General features: G+C 38.9%; 19 protein-coding genes and 1 riboswitch. Of the genes, 17 read left to right on the top strand and 2 right to left on the bottom strand.

Features of this window, described 5'->3' with window-relative positions; genetic code table 11:
* The first annotated feature begins 281 nt into the window (after positions 1-281).
* The 7 genes from MHB42_RS15350 (at position 282) to MHB42_RS15320 (ending at position 8,055) form a co-directional block, all read left to right on the top strand.
* On the top strand, positions 282-1,886 hold the full coding sequence (locus MHB42_RS15350) for a Na/Pi cotransporter family protein (protein WP_340808611.1): 1,605 nt from the start codon (positions 282-284) through the stop codon (positions 1,884-1,886).
* 72 nt (positions 1,887-1,958) lie between these two features.
* Positions 1,959-2,408: an SACOL1771 family peroxiredoxin gene (locus MHB42_RS15345; RefSeq protein WP_340807247.1), complete on the top strand. Its 450-nt coding sequence runs from the start codon at positions 1,959-1,961 to the stop codon at positions 2,406-2,408.
* A gap of 133 nt (positions 2,409-2,541) precedes the next feature.
* Positions 2,542-4,182, top strand: a complete 1,641-nt coding sequence (locus tag MHB42_RS15340; protein ID WP_340807246.1) for a GNAT family N-acetyltransferase — start codon at positions 2,542-2,544, stop codon at positions 4,180-4,182.
* Between the two features lie 22 nt (positions 4,183-4,204).
* Positions 4,205-4,909 carry a hypothetical protein gene (locus MHB42_RS15335; protein WP_340807244.1) on the top strand — a complete coding sequence of 235 codons (705 nt, stop codon included), beginning with the start codon at positions 4,205-4,207 and terminating at the stop codon, positions 4,907-4,909.
* A gap of 4 nt (positions 4,910-4,913) precedes the next feature.
* A complete protein-coding gene (locus MHB42_RS15330; protein WP_340807243.1) occupies positions 4,914-5,903 on the top strand; it encodes a polysaccharide deacetylase family protein in 990 nt (329 codons plus the stop codon).
* 194 nt (positions 5,904-6,097) lie between these two features.
* Entirely contained in the window at positions 6,098-7,084 is a 987-nt protein-coding gene (locus MHB42_RS15325; protein ID WP_445299981.1) for an agmatinase family protein, read from the top strand.
* Between the two features lie 86 nt (positions 7,085-7,170).
* Entirely contained in the window at positions 7,171-8,055 is an 885-nt protein-coding gene (locus MHB42_RS15320; RefSeq protein ID WP_340807241.1) for a 5'-3' exonuclease, read from the top strand.
* Here the strand turns inward: MHB42_RS15320 and MHB42_RS15315 are convergent.
* On the bottom strand, positions 8,018-8,545 hold the full coding sequence (locus MHB42_RS15315) for a C39 family peptidase (RefSeq protein WP_340807239.1): 528 nt from the start codon (positions 8,543-8,545) through the stop codon (positions 8,018-8,020). The genes MHB42_RS15320 and MHB42_RS15315 overlap by 38 nt on opposite strands.
* A 56-nt stretch (positions 8,546-8,601) precedes the next feature.
* On the bottom strand, positions 8,602-8,919 hold the full coding sequence (locus tag MHB42_RS15310) for a thioredoxin family protein (RefSeq protein WP_340807237.1): 318 nt from the start codon (positions 8,917-8,919) through the stop codon (positions 8,602-8,604).
* A 356-nt stretch (positions 8,920-9,275) separates the two neighbouring features.
* Between MHB42_RS15310 and MHB42_RS15305 the strand changes: the two genes are divergently transcribed.
* The 10 genes from MHB42_RS15305 to MHB42_RS15260 all read left to right on the top strand — a co-directional run bounded on the left by MHB42_RS15305 (position 9,276) and on the right by MHB42_RS15260 (position 19,386).
* On the top strand, positions 9,276-11,660 hold the full coding sequence (locus tag MHB42_RS15305) for a 3-hydroxyacyl-CoA dehydrogenase/enoyl-CoA hydratase family protein (protein ID WP_340807236.1): 2,385 nt from the start codon (positions 9,276-9,278) through the stop codon (positions 11,658-11,660).
* 49 nt (positions 11,661-11,709) lie between these two features.
* Positions 11,710-12,882 carry an acetyl-CoA C-acetyltransferase gene (locus MHB42_RS15300; RefSeq protein ID WP_340807235.1) on the top strand — a complete coding sequence of 391 codons (1,173 nt, stop codon included), beginning with the start codon at positions 11,710-11,712 and terminating at the stop codon, positions 12,880-12,882.
* 109 nt (positions 12,883-12,991) lie between these two features.
* Positions 12,992-14,776, top strand: a complete 1,785-nt coding sequence (locus tag MHB42_RS15295; protein WP_340807234.1) for an acyl-CoA dehydrogenase family protein — start codon at positions 12,992-12,994, stop codon at positions 14,774-14,776.
* A 182-nt stretch (positions 14,777-14,958) separates the two neighbouring features.
* The gene (locus MHB42_RS15290; RefSeq protein ID WP_340807233.1) at positions 14,959-15,315 is read left to right on the top strand and encodes an arsenate reductase family protein; all 357 of its coding nucleotides are present in this window, start codon (positions 14,959-14,961) and stop codon (positions 15,313-15,315) included.
* An 81-nt stretch (positions 15,316-15,396) separates the two neighbouring features.
* On the top strand, positions 15,397-15,777 hold the full coding sequence (gene gcvH, locus MHB42_RS15285; RefSeq protein ID WP_340807231.1) for a glycine cleavage system protein GcvH: 381 nt from the start codon (positions 15,397-15,399) through the stop codon (positions 15,775-15,777).
* A gap of 92 nt (positions 15,778-15,869) precedes the next feature.
* Positions 15,870-16,211, top strand: a complete 342-nt coding sequence (locus MHB42_RS15280) for a hypothetical protein (protein ID WP_004228229.1) — start codon at positions 15,870-15,872, stop codon at positions 16,209-16,211.
* 17 nt (positions 16,212-16,228) lie between these two features.
* Entirely contained in the window at positions 16,229-16,540 is a 312-nt protein-coding gene (locus MHB42_RS15275; protein WP_340807224.1) for a thioredoxin family protein, read from the top strand.
* A 56-nt stretch (positions 16,541-16,596) separates the two neighbouring features.
* Positions 16,597-16,700, top strand: a riboswitch (SAM riboswitch).
* A gap of 86 nt (positions 16,701-16,786) precedes the next feature.
* Positions 16,787-17,815: a methionine ABC transporter ATP-binding protein gene (locus MHB42_RS15270; protein WP_340807223.1), complete on the top strand. Its 1,029-nt coding sequence runs from the start codon at positions 16,787-16,789 to the stop codon at positions 17,813-17,815.
* Entirely contained in the window at positions 17,805-18,473 is a 669-nt protein-coding gene (locus MHB42_RS15265; RefSeq protein WP_340807221.1) for a methionine ABC transporter permease, read from the top strand. The genes MHB42_RS15270 and MHB42_RS15265 overlap by 11 nt, the downstream gene beginning before the upstream one ends.
* A 61-nt stretch (positions 18,474-18,534) precedes the next feature.
* Positions 18,535-19,386 carry a MetQ/NlpA family ABC transporter substrate-binding protein gene (locus MHB42_RS15260; protein WP_340807219.1) on the top strand — a complete coding sequence of 284 codons (852 nt, stop codon included), beginning with the start codon at positions 18,535-18,537 and terminating at the stop codon, positions 19,384-19,386.
* Positions 19,387-19,436 lie beyond the last annotated feature (50 nt).

Raw genomic sequence — 19,436 nt, 5'->3', positions numbered from 1 at the left:
CTTAATTTCAATAATGGTACTATATAAGAATATTTAGGTAACTCTCAATGAGCAAAAATAATTATGATAACTTTCATGTAAGAAGTAAGAGCGGGCTATATAAAAATAGATATGCTGATATTAGGTATTTACTAGCTGGTGGATGTACAAGGTGGCGACTCTAGCTTTCTATAGAGGACAATAGTAAATGAACAGGCACAATAGAAATAATTATTTTGGCATTTGCTCGTTGTGAGTCAGCAATAAAATAGAGCAGGGAGTGTGTTTATAGATTGATTAATGTGCTTGGAGGCATTGGTTTATTTTTGCTTGGCATGACAATGCTAACAAATGGTTTAAAGGAGCTTGCTGGTGATGCATTAAAGAAATGGTTGAATCGTTTTACTGGTGGAACCATTAGCTCTGTTTTATCGGGTACATTGATGACAATGCTTGTGCAATCCTCAACTGCTACAACGTTGATTACAATAGGCTTTGTTAGTGCAGGGCTACTAACATTTGTACAGTCAATTGGTGTAATTATTGGGGCGAATATTGGTAGTACCAGTACAGGATGGATTATTTCATTAATAGGCTTTAAGATCAATATGCAAACAATGTCCTTGCCCTTTATTGCACTTGGTGTTTTTGTACAATTGCTTGCACCTCGTGATTATAAAGCGGTGGGCGGACTTTTTACTGGTTTCGGGCTATTATTTTTAGGCATTGATGTTTTGCAGGGAGGAATGGCCGCCGTACAGGATAAAATTCCGTTTGATGCATTTGATGCCAATTCGATCAGTGGAAAGCTAATTTTAATTGTATTAGGTATTGTGATGACGGTTATTATGCAGGCATCGAGTGCAGCAATAGCGGCAACGTTAACTGCTTTATACGCGGGCGCTATTGACTTTGAGCAGGCGGCTTATTTAGTGATTGGGCAAAACATTGGTACAACGGCTACGGCATTATTTGCAGCAATTGGGGCATCCACGGCTGCAAAACGAACTGCTGTTACACATGTGCTATTTAATGTTGTAACCGCCCTTATTGTCACAGTTGGAGCAACATTTATCTTTACATTTACTGAATTTATCACAAAATCCATTAATGGTAGCTTTGATGCAACATTAGGGATTGCGATTTTCCATACATTATTTAGCGTAATTGGTGCGATTATCTTTATGCCATTTGTTCGTCTATTTGCCAAGGTTATTGAAAGAATGATTCCTGAAAAAGGTAATTATTTAACACGTAATTTAGATGATAGTGTCACAAAATTACCCGGTGTAGCAGTAGAGGTATCCTTTAATACATTGCAGGATATTACAAAGGAATTAACAACAGTTATTATCTCTCTGATTCGGGGAAGAAAACGAACAGCTGAGATTGATGGTCAATTAGTTCAAATTGATGATGCGATTGAAAAGACTCGTTTGTTTATGGATGCCATACAGTCCTCCTCACAAAAGGAGCGCTCTAAGCATATTGCTTTGCTACATGCTTTGGATCATTTGTATCGCTTATCAAAGGCATTACATGAGCAAAGCCCTAATGCCTTTCAATTGCAGGCAGCCTTAACACAGCAATGGCTAGAGGTGCTAGAAAAGGTGCTTGTAATTATTGGTGAAGATGAACGCTTGCCTGAGGTAGCCGATTTGTTGGAAGCTACATCCTCTGAAATGGCTGCTGTACGACGAGATAAACGAAATGCCTATTTCGAGCATACTGTTGAAAATGTAGTAGAGTTAGAAACAGCCGTGTCAAAGGTGGAGGCCTTGCTCTGGATTGACGGTCTTGTTTATCATTATTGGCGCACAACGGCTCGCTTAGCTGAGTATCAAACTGTCACAAAAAAAGGTCGTCATGCGGAAGCTGAAAAGGCACATACTGCTACAGCTGAATAATAAAAATACTCGTTTCTTCAAAGCGTGGGAACGGGCATTTTCCCTAGCTTTTTTCAGGAAAGGAGTCACACTATGACACAGCATAAATTTACAATGGATTTAACATGGGCAGAAGGAAGAAATGGAGCAGGAACGATAAAGGCACGTCATTTACAAACACAAATTTCTATTCCGCGGGAAATGAATGGACCAGATATTGGCACAAATCCTGATGAAATGCTGTTAGGCGCTGCGGCAACCTGCTATTTAATTACATTGGCGGCACTGCTCGAAAATTCAGCTATTGCTGTACATAAGCTAGCCATGCAGGCAGAGGGTTTTGTCGATGTTACAAATGGTATTTTTACGTATGAAAAAATTGTTCATAAGCCATGTATTGTTGTTCAAGGACTATCAGAGCGTTTGGAGAGGAAAATTGCTCGTTTAGCGCAAAAGGCAGAGCAAACATGTATGATTAGTAAGGCATTAAAGGGCAATGTAGTCATTGAATGTCATGTGCAAATTATTGGAGCCAATCTATAAGATAATCAAAAGAGTTATTCAACCTATTGTGTTGATAACTCTTTTTTCATATTTCTATAAATTTTTAATATACATATATAACGGTATGTACAATATTAATAGATTGTGAATATTGAAAGGAAAGGGGATATTCTTGCAGTTAATTCGTATTCGAACAGATGATGAGCTGATGTGGTACAAGGAAATTTGGGACGATATGTTAGAACAAGAGAACAATGATAACCCCTTTATTGAATTTGCTTGGTTTTATAATTGGTGGCAAATACTAGGTCGTAAAGCGCAAGTAGAGCTTTATGCTGTTGAACATCAAGGGATGATTATTGCCTTTTTCCCTTTTACTGTAGCTATGCAGTGGGGGATAAAAATCTATAGCTTTGCAGGTGAACAGTTCGCTAATTACACAGAAATTATCGCTAAAAAAGAATGGTTACTGCAAGCTACAAATTTTGTATTGGACGAGCTTCTTGCCAAGCATCAGCATATTATTTTTGCATTGCATGGTTTATTAGAAAGTAAGCTATCGACTAAAGTCATTGAGCAATACTTTGTGGAAAAACAATTGCCTGTTACTATTTTTCGAGTAGTGACACCGTATCTTGCTTTATCAGAGCAGCAAGGTCATTTGCCAACAACCAATCAGCAGGAAAGCAAGCTGCGGAATTTAGGCTTATTAATAAAACATGTACCTGTGCAGGATGAGCTTTGGCAAATGTTTCGATTATTTGATCGTCAGCAGCGTAAAGGCTTTGACGCAAGTGACTTTACAAGAGGCAAGAGCAGGGATTTTTTTGAGCGTCTAACAATGCTACAAGGGGAGGCATTGCAAGTAAAGGTCAATGCACTTATGTTTGAAAATCAATGGATTGCCTGCACATATGGGCTTTGTTGCCGTGGGCGTTATATAGCTTATGCACAAGCAATTGAACCTTTATTTCAGTTATTTCATATTGATCGCATCGCTAATCAGGACACGATTCAGCGAGCTCTTGCTGCCAAATATCGATTATTTGATATGGGGATTGGCTATAAGCCGTATAAATTAGAGTGGCGCTCTGGTGTTGATTTTTCAAGAGATATGCTGGCTAATAGTGCTACTAAGCGGACAAAATTACTGGCTGGCTTGTTAGCGCTAAAGGAGCGTCTAAAAAGGCTTGCAAAGGGTAATCAGCATTGGCAGCAGCCTAGATTTGGACATACACGAACTTTAGTAAAGTATGGAAAGATAAAAGATTGGCTAGAATATGGACAACAATTCGTAGAAAAATTTATTCGTTTGCAACAAGTGACTTTATATGAATTATCCCCATCGACGGTTGTTGCTCCACAGCAACCCATTGGTCATCTATTTGAGGAAATGTCAATTCAGGAAGCGATGCAGCTAGAACAAGAAGAGCTAATGGCTCTCTTTAAGAAGGGATATATGATTTATAAAGATTCTTTTGCAGAAACGAATAAGCCAGCGTTTGCGTTACATGCCTCACATTGGCATATGGATACATTGCAAATTGCCAAAGCTTTACCAAAGGAAACCTGTTATTTAACCTATGATGATGCTAGGCAAATTGGTATTATCACAGCTTATTTTCGCACTATCAAACCTGAACAAGCGCTATGGGTAGCGACAAGCTTTTGGCAATGGCGGAAACGAAAACGCTTAACACAATTAGGCTATCAACCTATTTCTCGAATAAAACATTGTAAATTGGCTCGTTTTGAGTCGCAGCGTATTGAAAAATATAGAGAGAGTGGGGGCGATGTTCATTCTGTCCATTAAAAGTAAGCGATGGAATATCGCAATGCAGCATTTTTATTTGTTAGAAAAGCCAGCGAATATTCGAAAATCCATGAAGGTTGTAGGTTATACACATTCACTTGTACCAAGTCGCAAGCTTGTACGAAGTGAGGCGGTTCATATTGCACTTCAAGAGCATGAGCTTTCATTGTATTTAGCGCTGTCAGAGGGCAATCGAAAAATTTTACGACGCGCACAAAAGGAATGCTATCAAGTGATTCTGTATCAAGAGCCATCAGAGGAGAATTTACGAGCCTTTCAACAGTTTTATAATCAGTTTGCCAAACGGAAAAAGCTTGAGGGCATTGGTAAGTCACAAATGGCAACGATCCTCTTATTAAATCAGCAGGGAGCTTTATTATTATCTGAAATTCGAAGTATGTGTGGACAAACACTATGTTATCGACTTGATATTGTCCATGCCCAAAAAGCGTTATCCTATTATGAAGCAACTTGTGATGCAGCAACGATCGCACCTGCTTTAAAACGACCACTACGTTATGCCAATCGCTTTTTACTTTGGCACAATTTGCTTCATTTAAAAGAGCAAGGTTTTATTTTATATGATATGGGTGCATTAACAGATAATCCAAATGTAAAAGCCTTTAAGCAAAGCTTTGGCGGACAGGTTGTCAATGTGTATTCGGGCTATATTGCACCATCTAAAATACGTGCATTGCTACTAGGCATACAAAAATGGAGGAAGTAGCAGTATGAATGGCGGGGGTCTGATTATTTCATTAGATTTTGAGCTAAATTGGGGTGTCCATGATACTTTTCGCTATGGACAATACAATAAAAACTTATACGGTGTACGCAATGCCCTGCCTCGAATATTAGCATTATTTGAGCGCTATCATATCCATGCAACATGGGCAACAGTTGGGCTATTGTTTGCAGAATCAAAGGCAGAGATGGCACATTATTTACGAGGTATCCCCGTTAAATATGAACAAATGCGCTATGCAGCATATACGCAGCTTGCAAAAGTAGGCGATAATGAGCAAGTGGACCCTTTACATTTTGGTAAATCCTTAATCGAGGAGATTAAACGTACACCTTATCAGGAAATAGCAAGCCATACCTTTTCACATTTTTATTGTTTAGAGAAAGGGCAAACAGCAGCAGATTTTGCAGCAGATTTATATGCAATGAAAATAATTACGGATGGCTATATTACTCCTATAAAATCGATTACCTTTCCACACCATCAAATAAACAAAGACTATTTTCATGCATGCTTAAAAGCGGGCTATATTTGCTATAGAGGTCCAATCAATCATGTCTTGTACAATGCGTCACAGAGCAGATGGCAAGGAGCAAAGCAATGGTTAGATAGTTATATTAATTTAACGGGTCATCATATAGTGACATTTGAAGACATACAAAAGGAACCACTGCTTAATATTCGTGCAAGTGCTTTTTTACGACCTTACTGTAGTCCGTTGCGTGTGTTTGAAAGGTTAAAGATCAAGCGTATAAAAGAAGGGATGCTAGAGGCTGCTAAAGCACAAGCATTTTATCACTTATGGTGGCATCCTCATAATTTTGGGAAGCATATTGATAAAAATTTAGCAATGCTAGAGGAGCTATTATGTTATTTTCAGGAATTGCGCAATCAATATAATTTTAAAAGCTATTCGATGCATGAGGTGGCAGCACTATGCCTCCATTCAGAAAGAGGTATCTCAAATGATCTTTGAGATGCCTTTTTTGCTGCTTATACATAGTCGCAATCAAGAAAAATTTTTAGAAGTAGGAGAAAAACATAACGAAGATATGTGTACAAATGGTACTATAACGTTAATAAAATATCTATTAGGTCATTTTAAGGAGAGTATAAGTTGGCATAGGTCAATTTGACTTGAGGCGAAATAATATAAAGGTGGAGATGAATATGTTTATACAACCAAAATGCCAATGGAAGCAGGAAAATGGTTCAGCATTACATCAATGGATTAAGCAACAGGCGAATCCTAACCCAAATGATGTGGATATTATTGTATATGGTGCTTTATTATCATATGCCAGCGAAAGGACGATGACAGCGCAATATCCGTATGCCTTTCGGAAAGTGTGGCCAAGCTTTCAATCGTATAATTTGGATGAGCAAATAAATTTACGTGCGCTGGCTGTTGCTGATATTGGGGATGTAGCAATTAATGAAAATGATAGAATGCTATCAGAGTCTGCGATTGAAGCAGCAGCAGAAAATTTAAGCATCGCCTATCCAAAAAGCTTTACTTGTTTAATAGGAGGCGACCATGCGATTACAGCATGCTCATTAAAAGGGATAAAAAATGCTTTTCCACAGGATCGCATTGGTGTGATTCAAATTGATACACATTTAGATGCAAGAAATCAGGAGGAGATTGGCTTAGCACAGGATTCACCAATTCATCAGCTAATAGCGGCAGGAATTGTAAAGGGGGAGCATATCTATAATGTTGGCTTACATGGCTTTTTCAATTCCCCGGAAATGATTCATTATGCACGAGAGCAAGGTATTCATATGATTACTTTAAAGCAAATGCGACGTGATGGCATTCAGCTAACAATACGTGAAATGCTGCGTCAGCTGATGTATGAGGTAGATCGAATTTATGTATCTGTTGATTTAGATGCACTGGATATTATGTTTGCACGAGATGTGCCAGCAGCAACACCAGGTGGTTTAACAGCCTATGAATTATTTGATATTCTTAAGCTGATTGGCGAAAATGAAGGGGTTCGGCATATTGATTTTGTCTATGCAGACCCAAAGGAAGGCACGCTTCGACCAGAAACCGTAAAAATAGGCGTTACAGCATTTTTACAATGGTTAACAGGCATTCAATTGGATCATCGTAATCGTATTTCCAAAAAAGGAAAGGCGATGCTGTAAAAGCACTAGATGGACAAAGCCTATAATTGAAAGTTTGTTATAATATGAAAGAGCAAACCTTGTATTGAAATAGAGAGGATTTTAGTATGACAACAAAACCAAAGCTATTAATTGTTGACGGTATGGCACTGTTATTTCGCTCCTTTTTTGCCTCTGCGGCAATGGGACATTTTATCCGACTTGCAGATGGGACACCAACAAATGGTGCGCAAGGGTTTGTACGCCATGTACTCACGGCACAATCCATTATGAAGCCAACCCATATGGCTGTTTGCTGGGATATGGGCGCACATACATTCCGCAATGATTTATTTGATGGCTATAAAGCAAATCGTCCAGCACCACCAGAGGAGATGCTGCCACAATTCGATATGGCAAAAAATTTAGCACAGCAAATCGGCTGGCAAAATTTTGGCGTAGAAGGAATGGAAGCCGATGATTTAATCGGCTCTATGATTACCAAATGGCAGGATGAGGCGGATATTACGGTTATTAGTGGCGATAAAGATTTACTTCAGCTTTTAAGACCATCCACAGAGATTGCTTTTACCAAAAAAGGCTATACAGAATACGATATCTATACACATGCGCGCTTTCAAGAGGAGTACCGTATTGAGCCAGCACAATTTGCTCAAGTGAAAGCCTTTATGGGAGATACGAGTGATGGCTATCCAGGTGTAAAAGGCATCGGCCCTAAGCAGGCACTTACGTTAATTCAAACATATGGCTCTATCGATAATATTTTGGCATCACTGGATGAATTAAAGCCTGGCCAACGAACAAAAATTCAAGAAAATCTAGAGATGTTGCAATTATCACATGAGCTTGCAACCATTCAAACAGATGTACCAATCGAAGCGGATTTTACAAGCTTAGTATTGCCAAAATATGAACGACAAACGTTTCAAGAGATAGAGGAGCGTGGCTATACGCTTATTGCCAAGCATGCTCGTTCGTTGTATTCGGTGTAATTTTTACAAAAGATAGCACCTTTGCATTATTGTGGAATAGTGCTTGCTGAATTTTGCTATTACGATTTGGGCCACCATTATCATGAAAAATCAGCCATAGCTGGTCATTTTTTATTTCATAGCCAATAAGGGGGACCCAATGGTAGGCAAAGGTAGAGGTTTGATCTCGCCAATTTAGACTAAAATAGCGATCAAAGCGCATTGCAACAGGACGACCTGCGTCAATTTCCTGTAAAGCTTCCTTTAAGGAACAGCCGCGAATATCCCAAGTTGGCTGTAAGCGACGAAGATAATAAATAAGCCGCCACTTAAATAAACCAATTTTTGTGCTACCAAGCTGTTGATATAGCTCGTTAATGCTAGGGGCTGATTTGTTGAAGTAGTTTAAAATCACATAAATTGTTGCTGGCCCACAGGCAGAGTTGCGATAGCTTGGTGCAACAGATGCATCATATTGTGATGTTCCAGTTAAAATCAATTGTTGGCGCATCCTATCGTGTCCTTTCAAAAAGAGCTGCATTCTATGAAAAGAATGCAGCTCGTTGGTTATTGTTGGGCAGCTAAAAACTCAGTTACTTGCTGAGGTGTTTTAGCGTTTGCACTATGTAAGTGTGCAAGCTTTTCACCGTTTTGGAAAATTAATAAGCTTGGAATGCCCATCACATCATATTTTTCTGCGATTTCTGGTAGCTCATCACGGTTTAGCTCATACCAATCATATTGGCTGTATTCCTCGATAATTGGGTCGATAAACATATTCATACGCGTGCAATCTGGACACCAGCCTGCATAGAATTTTACTAGCACCTTTTGGTCACCAGCAATTAGTTCATTAAATTGTTCTGTAGTAGTAATTGTTTTCATAGTATTCACGCTCCTTGCCTTCCATTCTACACATTTTTTGTGCAGTCGGAAAGTTTTCTGTTTCGCTGTAATGTTCGCTACTTATTGTGTGCTTTTCGCTCGTAAAAAACGAAAAAAGTTGTATAGTGCAAAAATAAATCGTGAAAAAAGATTGCTAAATTAAACAAAATAATCTACACTAAAAACAGAAAAAGTAGTTTTATCTTCATTTCCTAATGCAAATGGAGATAAGCCTTAGCTGTATTCGGTTGAAAAATTCAACACAGAATAAAAAATCACTAAGGTTACACTTGATATTTTTTTGGTCAAAAAATGAATGGCTATTCATTCGATGGGAGAATAAGGGGGAATTGCTTGTGACTTACAACATTCAAAAAGCAGCTGTTCTAGGTTCTGGAGTGATGGGCTCTGGAATTGCAGCACATTTAGCAAATATCGGTATACCGACACTACTATTGGATATTGCACCAAAGGAACTGACGCAAGAGGAAGAGGCAAAGGGACTTTCTTTAGAGCATCCAGCTGTTAGAAATCGTATTGTCAACGGAGCCTTGCAAAAGTTATTAAAGCAAAAGCCAGCACCACTTACTTCTAAGAAAAATTTATCACTACTAACGGTCGGCAACTTTGAGGATGATTTAGATAAATTAAAGGATGTCGATTGGATTATCGAAGTTGTTGTAGAAAACTTAGCAATTAAACAAAGTTTGTATGAAAAAATTGATGCGATTCACACACCGGGCACAATTATTAGCTCTAATACATCAGGCATTAGCATTAATGCCATGGCAGAGGGACGCTCAGATGATTTTAAAAAGCATTTCCTAGGAACACACTTTTTCAATCCACCTCGCTATTTAAAATTACTAGAGGTAATTCCAGCTGATACAACTGCACCTGAAGTTGTAAGCTTTATGAAAACATTTGGTGAAGATGTACTTGGAAAAGGTGTTGTACTTGCAAAGGATACACCAAACTTTATTGCCAACCGCATTGGCACTTATGGTTTATTAATTACTTTACAGGAAATGTTAAAAGGGGGTTACTCTGTTGGTGAGGTAGACTCTGTAACAGGTCCGCTTATCGGCCGTCCAAAGTCTGCAACTTTCCGTACGCTAGATGTAGTTGGTTTAGATACATTTATTCATGTAGCGAAAAATGTTTACGATCAAACAACAGGTGAGGAGCAGCAAGTATTTGCAGTACCTGAATTTTTACAAAAAATGGTGGAAAATGGTTGGCTTGGAGCGAAATCAGGTCAAGGCTTCTTCTTAAAGCAAGGAAAAGAAATTCTTGAAATTGACCCAACAACATTTGCATATAGTCCAGTAAAAAAATTAAAAACACCTTCTATTGAAATGGCAAAACAAACACGTGGATTAGCAAATAAAGTAAAAGCATTAACATATGCAAAGGATCGTACAGGTGAGCTGCTATGGGGAATTTTTGCACCAACATTAATTTACTCAGCACAGCTTCATGGTGAGATTGCAGATGATATCGTAGCCATTGATAATGCGATGAAATGGGGCTTTGGCTGGCAGCAAGGACCATTTGAAATTTGGGATGCTCTTGGTGTAAAGGACTCTGTAGCAAAAATGGAAGCAGAGGGTCGAGAAGTACCAGCATTTGTAAAAGACATGTTAGCACATGGCTTTGATACCTTCTATTCAGAAATAGATGGTGATTTAGCTTACTATAATGGTTCGCAATATGTAAAAGTACCAGTCAATGAAAAAGAGATTAATTTAAAACGCTATAAGAAAAAGCATGGTGTCATTAAATCAAACACAGGTGCTAGTTTAATAGATTTAGGTGATGGTATTGCGCTGTTAGAATTCCATTCCCAATCAAATGCGATTGGCTTAGATATTATCCAAATGATTAACTTTGCAGTAGATGAAGTAGAGGCTAACTATAAGGGCTTAGTCATCGGTAATCAAGGGAAAAACTTCTGTGTTGGGGCAAATCTAGGAATGATTTTAGTAGAAGCACAGGATGATAATATATTTGAGCTAGATTTCGTCATTAAAGCATTCCAAGATGCTATGCAAAAAATTAAATATTCACGTAAGCCTGTTGTAGCAGCACCGTTTGCCATGACATTAGGTGGAGGGGCAGAGGTTTGCTTACCGGCTGCACATATTCAGGCAACGATGGAAACATATATGGGCTTAGTAGAAGTAGGCGTTGGTTTAATTCCCGGCGGTGGCGGCAACAAGGCGCTTTATGAAAAGTTCTTAAAAGGTTTACCAAATGGGGTGGAGGTAGACTATCAGCATATTGCTAATAAAGTATTTGAAACAATTGCAATGGCAAAGGTTTCAACTTCTGGTGAGGAAGCACGTGAAAATAACTTCTTAAATTTTGCGGATGGTATTTCTGTGAACCCAGATCATCAATTATATGATGCAAAGCAAGCGGCATTAGCGCTTTATGAGGCAGGCTATCAACCACCTGTACCAACAAAAGTGCCAGTGGTTGGTGCATCAGGCTACGGTACATTACTGATTGGTGCGCAAGGTCTGTTTGAGTCAGGCTTTATTAGCGAGCATGATTTAAAAATTGCTAAAAAACTAGCCTATGTAATTGCGGGTGGTAAGGTTCCATACGGCACATTAGTGGATGAACAGTATTTATTAAATCTAGAGCGTGAGGCATTCTTAAGCCTAGTAGCAGACCCGCTTTCTCAGCAACGAATGCAGCACATGCTGTTAAAAGGTAAACCACTTCGTAACTAATAGACGGAATAGACAATTCTTGCACATGAAACAAAGGGGGATTAATACGATGCGTGAAGCCGTTATTGTAGCAGGAGCACGAACTCCAATTGGAAAAGCAAAAAAAGGTTCTTTAGCAACAGTAAGACCAGATGATTTTGGTGCTGTCGTAGTCAAAGAAACATTGAAAAGAGCGGGCTATGAAGGACCGGTTGATGATTTAATTTTAGGCTGTGCGATGCCAGAAGCAGAGCAAGGGATGAATGTAGCACGCAGTATTGGTGCACTTGCAGGATTACCAGATACAACGCCTGCTTTAACGATTAATAGATTTTGCTCATCAGGCTTACAGGCCATTGCCTATGCAGCAGAGCGAATTATGCTAGGTCATTCAAAGGCAATTCTTGCTGGCGGCGTAGAGTCGATGAGCATGGTCCCGATGGTGGGAAATACACCACGTTTAAATCCAACGTTAGCGGAAACAGCTCCACAATACTATATGGGCATGGGGCATACAGCGGAGGAAGTAGCTCGTCAGTATAATGTTAGTCGTGAAGACCAAGATGCTTTTGCTGTTCGCTCACACGAGCTTGCTGAAAAGGCAATTAAAGAAGGTAAATTCAATGATGAAATTGTGCCAATCGACGTGGAACAGTATTACGTAGATGAGAATAATAAACCGCAAGTGAAAAAATTTACATTTAGTATGGATGAGGGTGTGCGTCCAGGAACATCTGTAGAGGGCTTAGCAAAGCTACGTCCAGCCTTCCATGTGAAAGGCTCTGTAACAGCTGGTAATGCCTCTCAAACATCTGATGGAGCAGCAGCTGTACTAGTAATGGATCGTGAAGAAGCGGAAAAACAAGGTTTGACACCAATGGCAAAATTCCTAGGATTTGCAGTAGGTGGTGTGCCGCCTGAGGTAATGGGTATCGGTCCAATTGTGGCAGTACCGAAGGCATTAGAAATTGCAGGACTATCAATAGAAGATATTGATTTATGGGAAATTAATGAAGCATTTGCCTCACAATCATTACAGGTGGTACGCCATTTAGGCATCGACCAAGAGAAGGTTAATGTGAATGGTGGAGCGATTGCATTAGGTCATCCGCTAGGCGCAACGGGGGCGATTTTAACATTAAAGCTGATCCATGAATTGAAGCGTCAAGGGAAGAAATATGGCGTTGTAACAATGTGTATCGGTGGCGGTATGGGCGCTGCTGGCGTATTTGAAATTTTATAATTTTGCTAGATCAGCTTGGGGTGCACTGTTTCCGGTTGCCTCCGAACATTGTGCCTCAGGCTTTTCTATAAATAGGGGACTACATTAGATATATTGGGAGGAATATAACATGACAGAAAAAACAACGGATTTCATTAAAGGCGGCGGGTTTCTTATTGAAGATGTGGAATTAGATCGTGTATTCACACCTGAGGATTTCACAGATGAGCATAAAATGATTGCAAAAACAACAGAAGAATATGTAGCAAACGAAGTATTACCAGTCGTTGAAAATTTAGAGCATCATGAATTCGAGCACTCCGTACGACTGCTAAAAAGCGCGGGGGAGCTAGGCTTACTTGGAGCAGATGTACCTGAAGAATACGAAGGGCTTGGCTTAGACAAAGTTTCCTCTGCTTTAATTGCAGAAAAAATGTCTGTAGCAGGCGGTTTCTCTATTACACACGGTGCACACGTTGGGATTGGGTCATTACCAATCGTATTATTCGGTAATGAAGATCAAAAGCAAAAATACTTACCTAAGCTTGCTTCAGGTGAATTAATTGCTGCCTATGCATTAACAGAGCCAGGTTCAGGTTCAGATGCGTTAGGTGCAAAAACGACTGCGAAGCTCAATGATGCAGGCACACATTATATTTTAAATGGTGAAAAGCAATGGATTACAAATGCAGGCTTTGCAGATGTGTTTGTTGTCTATGCGAAAATTGATGGCGACAAATTCTCGGCATTTATCGTAGAGCGAAGCTATAATGGCGTTTCAGTAGGACCAGAAGAAAAGAAAATGGGGATTAAATCTTCATCTACACGTACATTAGTGCTAGAAGATGCGGAGGTACCTGTTGAAAACCTATTAGGCGAAATTGGTCGTGGTCATGTTATTGCGTTCAATATTTTAAATATTGGTCGTTATAAACTAGGTGTTGGGACAATTGGTGGCTCTAAGCGTGCATTAGAGCTTGCGATTCAATATACCAACCAACGTCAACAATTTAAAACAAAGCTTTCTGACTTTAATTTAACAAAAGAGAAACTATCAACAATGGCTTCTCATTTATATGCATCTGAATCATTAAACTATCGTACAGTAGGTTTATTTGAGGATCGTTTAAGCCAGCTAAGCCCTGAGGAGCAAAAGCAAGGGAAGGTAATTGCAGGAGCTGTTGCTGAGTATGCGATTGAATGCTCCATTGCAAAAGTATTTGGTTCTGAAACTTTAGACTATATTGCGGATGAAGCGGTACAGCTACATGGTGGCTATGGCTTTATGGCTGAATATGAAGTAGAGCGTATTTACCGTGATTCTCGCATTAATCGTATTTTCGAAGGTACAAATGAAATTAACCGTATGATTGTACCTGGCACATTTATGAAAAAGGCACTAAAAGGCGAGCTGCCATTATTACAAGTGGCGCAAAACTTACAGCAGGAGCTGTTAATGTTAATGCCAGAAGATATCGGCACAGAGCCACTAGCACAAGAAAAATATTTAGTGAAAAATGCGAAGAAAATTGCTGTATTAGCAGCAGGCTTAGCAGCGCAACGCTTTGGTGCAAAGCTTGATCAAGAGCAAGAGGTTTTGGTGAATATTGCGAATATCGCCAACCAATTATTTGCGATGGAATCTGCAGTGTTACGTACAGAAAAGGCAATTGCTCGTGATGGTGCTGAAAAAGCACATCAAAAATTGCTATATACGCAAATTTTCTGTCAGGAGGCATTCGCAGAAATCGAAAAAGAAGCAAAAGATACAATTCTTGCTTCAGCAGATGGCGATGTAGCACGTATGACATTATCAGCATTGCGCAAGCTAACACGCAATAATCCATACAACTTAATTGCCAAAAAACGCGAAGCTTCTGTGAAATTAATTGAAGCAGAAAAATATATTGTTTAATGATATGATGATGCGAAACCTAGCTCCTATTTCTTCTGGAGAGCTAGGTTTTTTTATGGGCGAAGGGTGGTAAGGTGGATAGAAGCTCTAAATAGATGGATAGAATGGTAAAGGTGACGGATAGCTGCCCAGCCAACTAGTTATGATGGTATACTATAAAAAAACAGTAGAGGAGCATTTTAATGACGATTCAATTTATTCATTATCCAAAATGTACAACATGTAAAAAGGCACAAAAGTGGTTAAATGATCATGATATTTCCTATCAAGAGGTGCATATTGTAGAGCAAACGCCAACAAAAGATGAGATCAAGGCATTTTGGCAGGCGAGTGGACTGCCTTTAAAGAAGTTTTTCAATACATCTGGCATGAAATATCGCGAGCTAGGATTAAAGGATAAGCTTGCTGAGATGACAGAGGAGGAGCAGCTTGAATTGCTTGCTTCTGATGGCATGTTAATCAAACGTCCAATTGTAACAGATGGAAAAAACGTTACTTTAGGGTTTAAAGAATCAGATTTTGAACAAGCTTGGAAATAACCGCATTTCTCCTTGTTTTTATAGGAGAAATATGGCACACTGAAAGTGAATCGATTACATATTTATGGAGGGGTTTTTGGCATGAGCACACCTAAAGATTTACGATATTCTGAAGAGCATGAATGGGTAAAAGTAGAAGACGGTAAAGTACGTATTGGTATTACACACTTTGCACAATCTGAGCTAGGAGATATCGTATTTGTTGAGCTTCCACAAGTTGGCGATGAAATCAAAACAGATGACCCATTCGGTAGCGTAGAATCAGTAAAAACAGTTTCTGAATTATATGCGCCAATCTCAGGCACTGTTGTTGAAGTGAATGCAGATTTAGAAGATAGCCCAGAATTCGTAAATGAATCACCATATGAAAAAGCATGGATGATCGTTGTAGAGCCTGCTGATGCATCAGAAGTTGACAAACTTATGACAGCAGAGCAATACGAAGAAATGATTGCAGAATAAGACAAGCTATAATCAAAAAACGTCGGCAACTACCGGCGTTTTTTATTATATAATAATTTATAAGTGGGGATGTCTAAACTGGAGGTGGCGTAATGTTCGAGGGAAAATGCTTGATAGTAGAAGGACGCTCAGATAAGCTTCAGATTGAGCCTATTTTAAATGAGAATGTTACAATACTATGTACAAATGGCACAATTGGTGTACATCAATTAGAGGAATTGCTTGATCCGTATGAGGGCTGCGAGCTTTTTACATTTTTCGATGCAGATACTTCAGGTGATAAGCTACGTGCATTAATGGACAGACATTATCCAGAGGCTGAGCATTTGCGTACAATGCCAACCTATAAGGAAGTGGAAACGACACCTAGAAAAGTGTTGGCGATGATTTTATTGCGTGCACATTTCTCCATCCATAATGAATATATTTTGTAAGTAAGGTTGCGTGAATAATGAAAGAATGGTCAACAGAGCAGTGGGAAGCGGCTATACAGTCGGGAGAGCAAGCTGCATTTTATTTATATACACCAATGTGTGGAACATGTGCAGTGGCATCGAAAATGATGACAATTGTTGAACAATTACTACCACAGCTGCAGTTAGGTAAAGCGAATATTAATTTTTTAGAGCATATTGCAAGTGAGCATCAAATTGAAAGTGTTCCTTGTTTGCTTGTCTGTGATGACGGAAAAGTGACAAATAAGATCTATGCATTTCAATCCGTACCATTTTTATATGAATTATTAAAAAAAGCAATTGACTGAACTTTGCTGGCATGGTAAAGTAACACATAGATTACGAAAACATTAAATATATCGAACTCTTATAAAGAGTGGCGGAGGGAAGTGCCCTATGAAGCCCGGCAACCATCACAGTGTGAAAAGGTGCCAAATCACTCAAAGATTCTTCTTTGAAAGATGAGAGAACGGTTAAACGTATAAATACGCTAACCCCTTCTGCTTGTCTGTGAGTGAAGGGGTTTTCTATATGAGAAAAGAGGAGTATTGGCGATGATCCAGCTTCATAATATTACAAAAAAATATAAAACAGCAAATGGCGAATTAACGGCAGTCAAAAACGTAGACCTCTCTATCGATAAAGGTGAAATTTTTGGCATTATCGGCTATAGTGGTGCTGGTAAAAGTACGATGATTCGTTTATTAAATGGACTAGAGAAACCGACATCAGGAACGGTTATAGTGAACGATCAAGAGTTCTCATCCATTAAAGGGCAAAAGCTTCGAGCTGCTCGACAAAAGGTAAGTATGATTTTCCAGCATTTTAATTTGCTATGGTCTAGAACCGTTGCAGAAAATATTGCTTTTCCATTAGAGATTGCAGGTGTTCCAAAGGCGCAACGTGAGGCACGTGTCAAAGAATTAATTGCACTTGTAGGATTGGAAGGGCGTGATAAAGCTTACCCATCACAGCTTTCTGGTGGACAGAAGCAACGTGTTGGCATAGCGCGTGCACTAGCCAATAATCCAGAGGTGCTATTATGTGATGAGGCAACATCTGCGCTTGATCCTGAAACGACAGATGCAATTCTAGATTTGCTTGTGGATATCAATGAACGCCTAGGTTTAACCATTGTGCTCATCACCCATGAGATGCATGTAATTCGTAAAATTTGTCATCGTGTGGCTGTAATGGAAGCGGGCGAAATTGTAGAGCGTGGCGAGGTATTACAAGTTTTCCAATCACCGCAAGCAGCTATTACGAAAAAATTTGTAGCGCAAATTACAGATACAAAGGAAACACAGGAAACAGTAGCACAAATCAAAGCCAATTATCCAACTGGACAACTTGTTAAACTGATTTTTGTAGGTGAAAAAACAGAGCAGCCTGTTATTTCGCATCTAGTTAAACAATTTGATGTGGAAGTTAGTATTGTTCATGGTAATATTTCGCAAACAAAAAATGGAGCATACGGTACATTAATTGTACAAATCGATGGCTCGGAGGCAAATGTAGCAGCAGCACTTGATTACTTAAATACAGTCGAAGTACAAACGGAGGTGATTGTAAATGCTAACTAATCTATTTCCGAACGTAGACTGGGAAAATATGTGGGAGGCTACATATGAAACACTATATATGACAGCCATCTCTACTGTTGTGACATTTGTTTTAGGGTTAGTGATTGGAATTGTGCTCTTTTTAACAAGTCCTAATCAGCTATGGGCTAATAAGATTGTGAACTTTTTAACAGGTTCACTTGTGAATATTTTCCGCTCTATTCCATTTATTGTGTTAATTATTTTATTAATTCCATTTACAAAGTTTTTACTTGGTACAATTCGTGGCGCCAATGCCGCATTGCCTGCATTAATTATTGGCGCAGCACCATTTTATGCCCGCATGGTTTTAATAGCTTTACGTGAAATTGATAAAGGTGTAATAGAAGCTGCTCGCTCAATGGGTGCAAAGACATCGACAATTATTTGGAAGGTACTAATTCCTGAATCGTTACCAGCATTAATCTCAGGTATTACTGTAACGGCTGTGGCGCTTGTTGGTTATACAGCAATGGCAGGAATTATCGGTGCGGGGGGTCTTGGTAACTTAGCTTTCTTAGACGGCTTCCAACGTAATCGTACAGATGTGACATTAATGGCAACTATTTTGATATTAGTGGTTGTATTTATTATTCAATGGATTGGTGATTTGATTACCGAAAAAATTGATAAACGTTAACAGGTTATTCCGGTTTTTTACCGCTAACATACTTTATACAAAATAAAAGGGAGTGTTATACATGAAGAAGTTATTAGCAGGATTATTTTTATCAATACTTGTACTAGCTTTAGCAGCTTGTGGTGCTGATAAAAAGGAGGATGCCAATTCAGCATCTGATGGGGAAACAGATAGTAAAGAAAATGTAACATTAAAAGTAGGTGCTTCTAATACACCACACGCTGTCATTTTAGAAAAAGCAAAACCGATTTTAGCTGAGCAAGGTATTGATCTTGAAGTTGAAACGTATACAGATTATGTACTGCCAAACCAAGATTTAGAATCAAAAGAGCTGGATGCAAACTACTTCCAACATATTCCTTACCTTGAGTTGCAAATTAAAGATAATGGCTATGATTTTGTAAATGCTGGTGGTGTTCATATTGAGCCAATCGGTATTTACTCTAAAAAATATAAATCTTTAGAAGAGCTTCCAGAAGGTGCAACAATTTTACTTTCTAGCTCAGTATCTGACCATGGTCGTATGCTATCATTATTAGAGGCTAAAGGCTTAATTAAATTAAAAGAAGGCATTGATAAAACAGCAGCAGAATTAAAGGATATTGAAGAAAATCCTAAAAACTTTGAATTTGATGCAAATACAGCTCCTGAAATGCTTGTACAAATGTATGAAAACGATGAAGGAGATGCGGTTTTAATTAACTCTAACTTTGCCATTGATAATGGCTTAAACCCAATTGAGGATGCTATTTCTCTTGAGGATAAAGAATCTCCATATGTAAATATTATTGCAGTACGTGCAGGCGATGAAACAAAAGAAGAAATTAAAAAATTATTAGAGGTGCTAACATCCCAAGAAATCCAAGACTTTATTTTAGAGGAATGGAAAGGTGCAGTAGTACCCGTAAAATAATAGTAGATTTTAGAGTACATAGGCTTTCAACCTATGTGCTCTTTTTCTTT

This window comes from Lysinibacillus sp. FSL K6-0232, from assembly GCF_038008325.1.
In the GTDB taxonomy this organism is placed as follows: Bacteria; Bacillota; Bacilli; order Bacillales_A; family Planococcaceae; genus Lysinibacillus.
Note: the sequence above shows the minus strand (reverse complement) of the source record. Positions and strands in the feature narration are given on the sequence as shown.

Coding starts and splice junctions, on each gene's coding strand:
- MHB42_RS15345 (WP_340807247.1), top strand. CDS start 1,959: ATGACACAGCATAAATTTACAATGGATTTAACATGGGCAGAAGGAAGA.
- MHB42_RS15335 (WP_340807244.1), top strand. CDS start 4,205: ATGCAGCATTTTTATTTGTTAGAAAAGCCAGCGAATATTCGAAAATCC.
- MHB42_RS15330 (WP_340807243.1), top strand. CDS start 4,914: ATGAATGGCGGGGGTCTGATTATTTCATTAGATTTTGAGCTAAATTGG.
- MHB42_RS15325 (WP_445299981.1), top strand. CDS start 6,098: ATGTTTATACAACCAAAATGCCAATGGAAGCAGGAAAATGGTTCAGCA.
- MHB42_RS15320 (WP_340807241.1), top strand. CDS start 7,171: ATGACAACAAAACCAAAGCTATTAATTGTTGACGGTATGGCACTGTTA.
- MHB42_RS15315 (WP_340807239.1), bottom strand. CDS start 8,545: ATGCGCCAACAATTGATTTTAACTGGAACATCACAATATGATGCATCT.
- MHB42_RS15310 (WP_340807237.1), bottom strand. CDS start 8,919: ATGAAAACAATTACTACTACAGAACAATTTAATGAACTAATTGCTGGT.
- MHB42_RS15300 (WP_340807235.1), top strand. CDS start 11,710: ATGCGTGAAGCCGTTATTGTAGCAGGAGCACGAACTCCAATTGGAAAA.
- MHB42_RS15295 (WP_340807234.1), top strand. CDS start 12,992: ATGACAGAAAAAACAACGGATTTCATTAAAGGCGGCGGGTTTCTTATT.
- MHB42_RS15290 (WP_340807233.1), top strand. CDS start 14,959: ATGACGATTCAATTTATTCATTATCCAAAATGTACAACATGTAAAAAG.
- gcvH (WP_340807231.1), top strand. CDS start 15,397: ATGAGCACACCTAAAGATTTACGATATTCTGAAGAGCATGAATGGGTA.
- MHB42_RS15280 (WP_004228229.1), top strand. CDS start 15,870: ATGTTCGAGGGAAAATGCTTGATAGTAGAAGGACGCTCAGATAAGCTT.
- MHB42_RS15275 (WP_340807224.1), top strand. CDS start 16,229: ATGAAAGAATGGTCAACAGAGCAGTGGGAAGCGGCTATACAGTCGGGA.
- MHB42_RS15270 (WP_340807223.1), top strand. CDS start 16,787: ATGATCCAGCTTCATAATATTACAAAAAAATATAAAACAGCAAATGGC.
- MHB42_RS15265 (WP_340807221.1), top strand. CDS start 17,805: ATGCTAACTAATCTATTTCCGAACGTAGACTGGGAAAATATGTGGGAG.
- MHB42_RS15260 (WP_340807219.1), top strand. CDS start 18,535: ATGAAGAAGTTATTAGCAGGATTATTTTTATCAATACTTGTACTAGCT.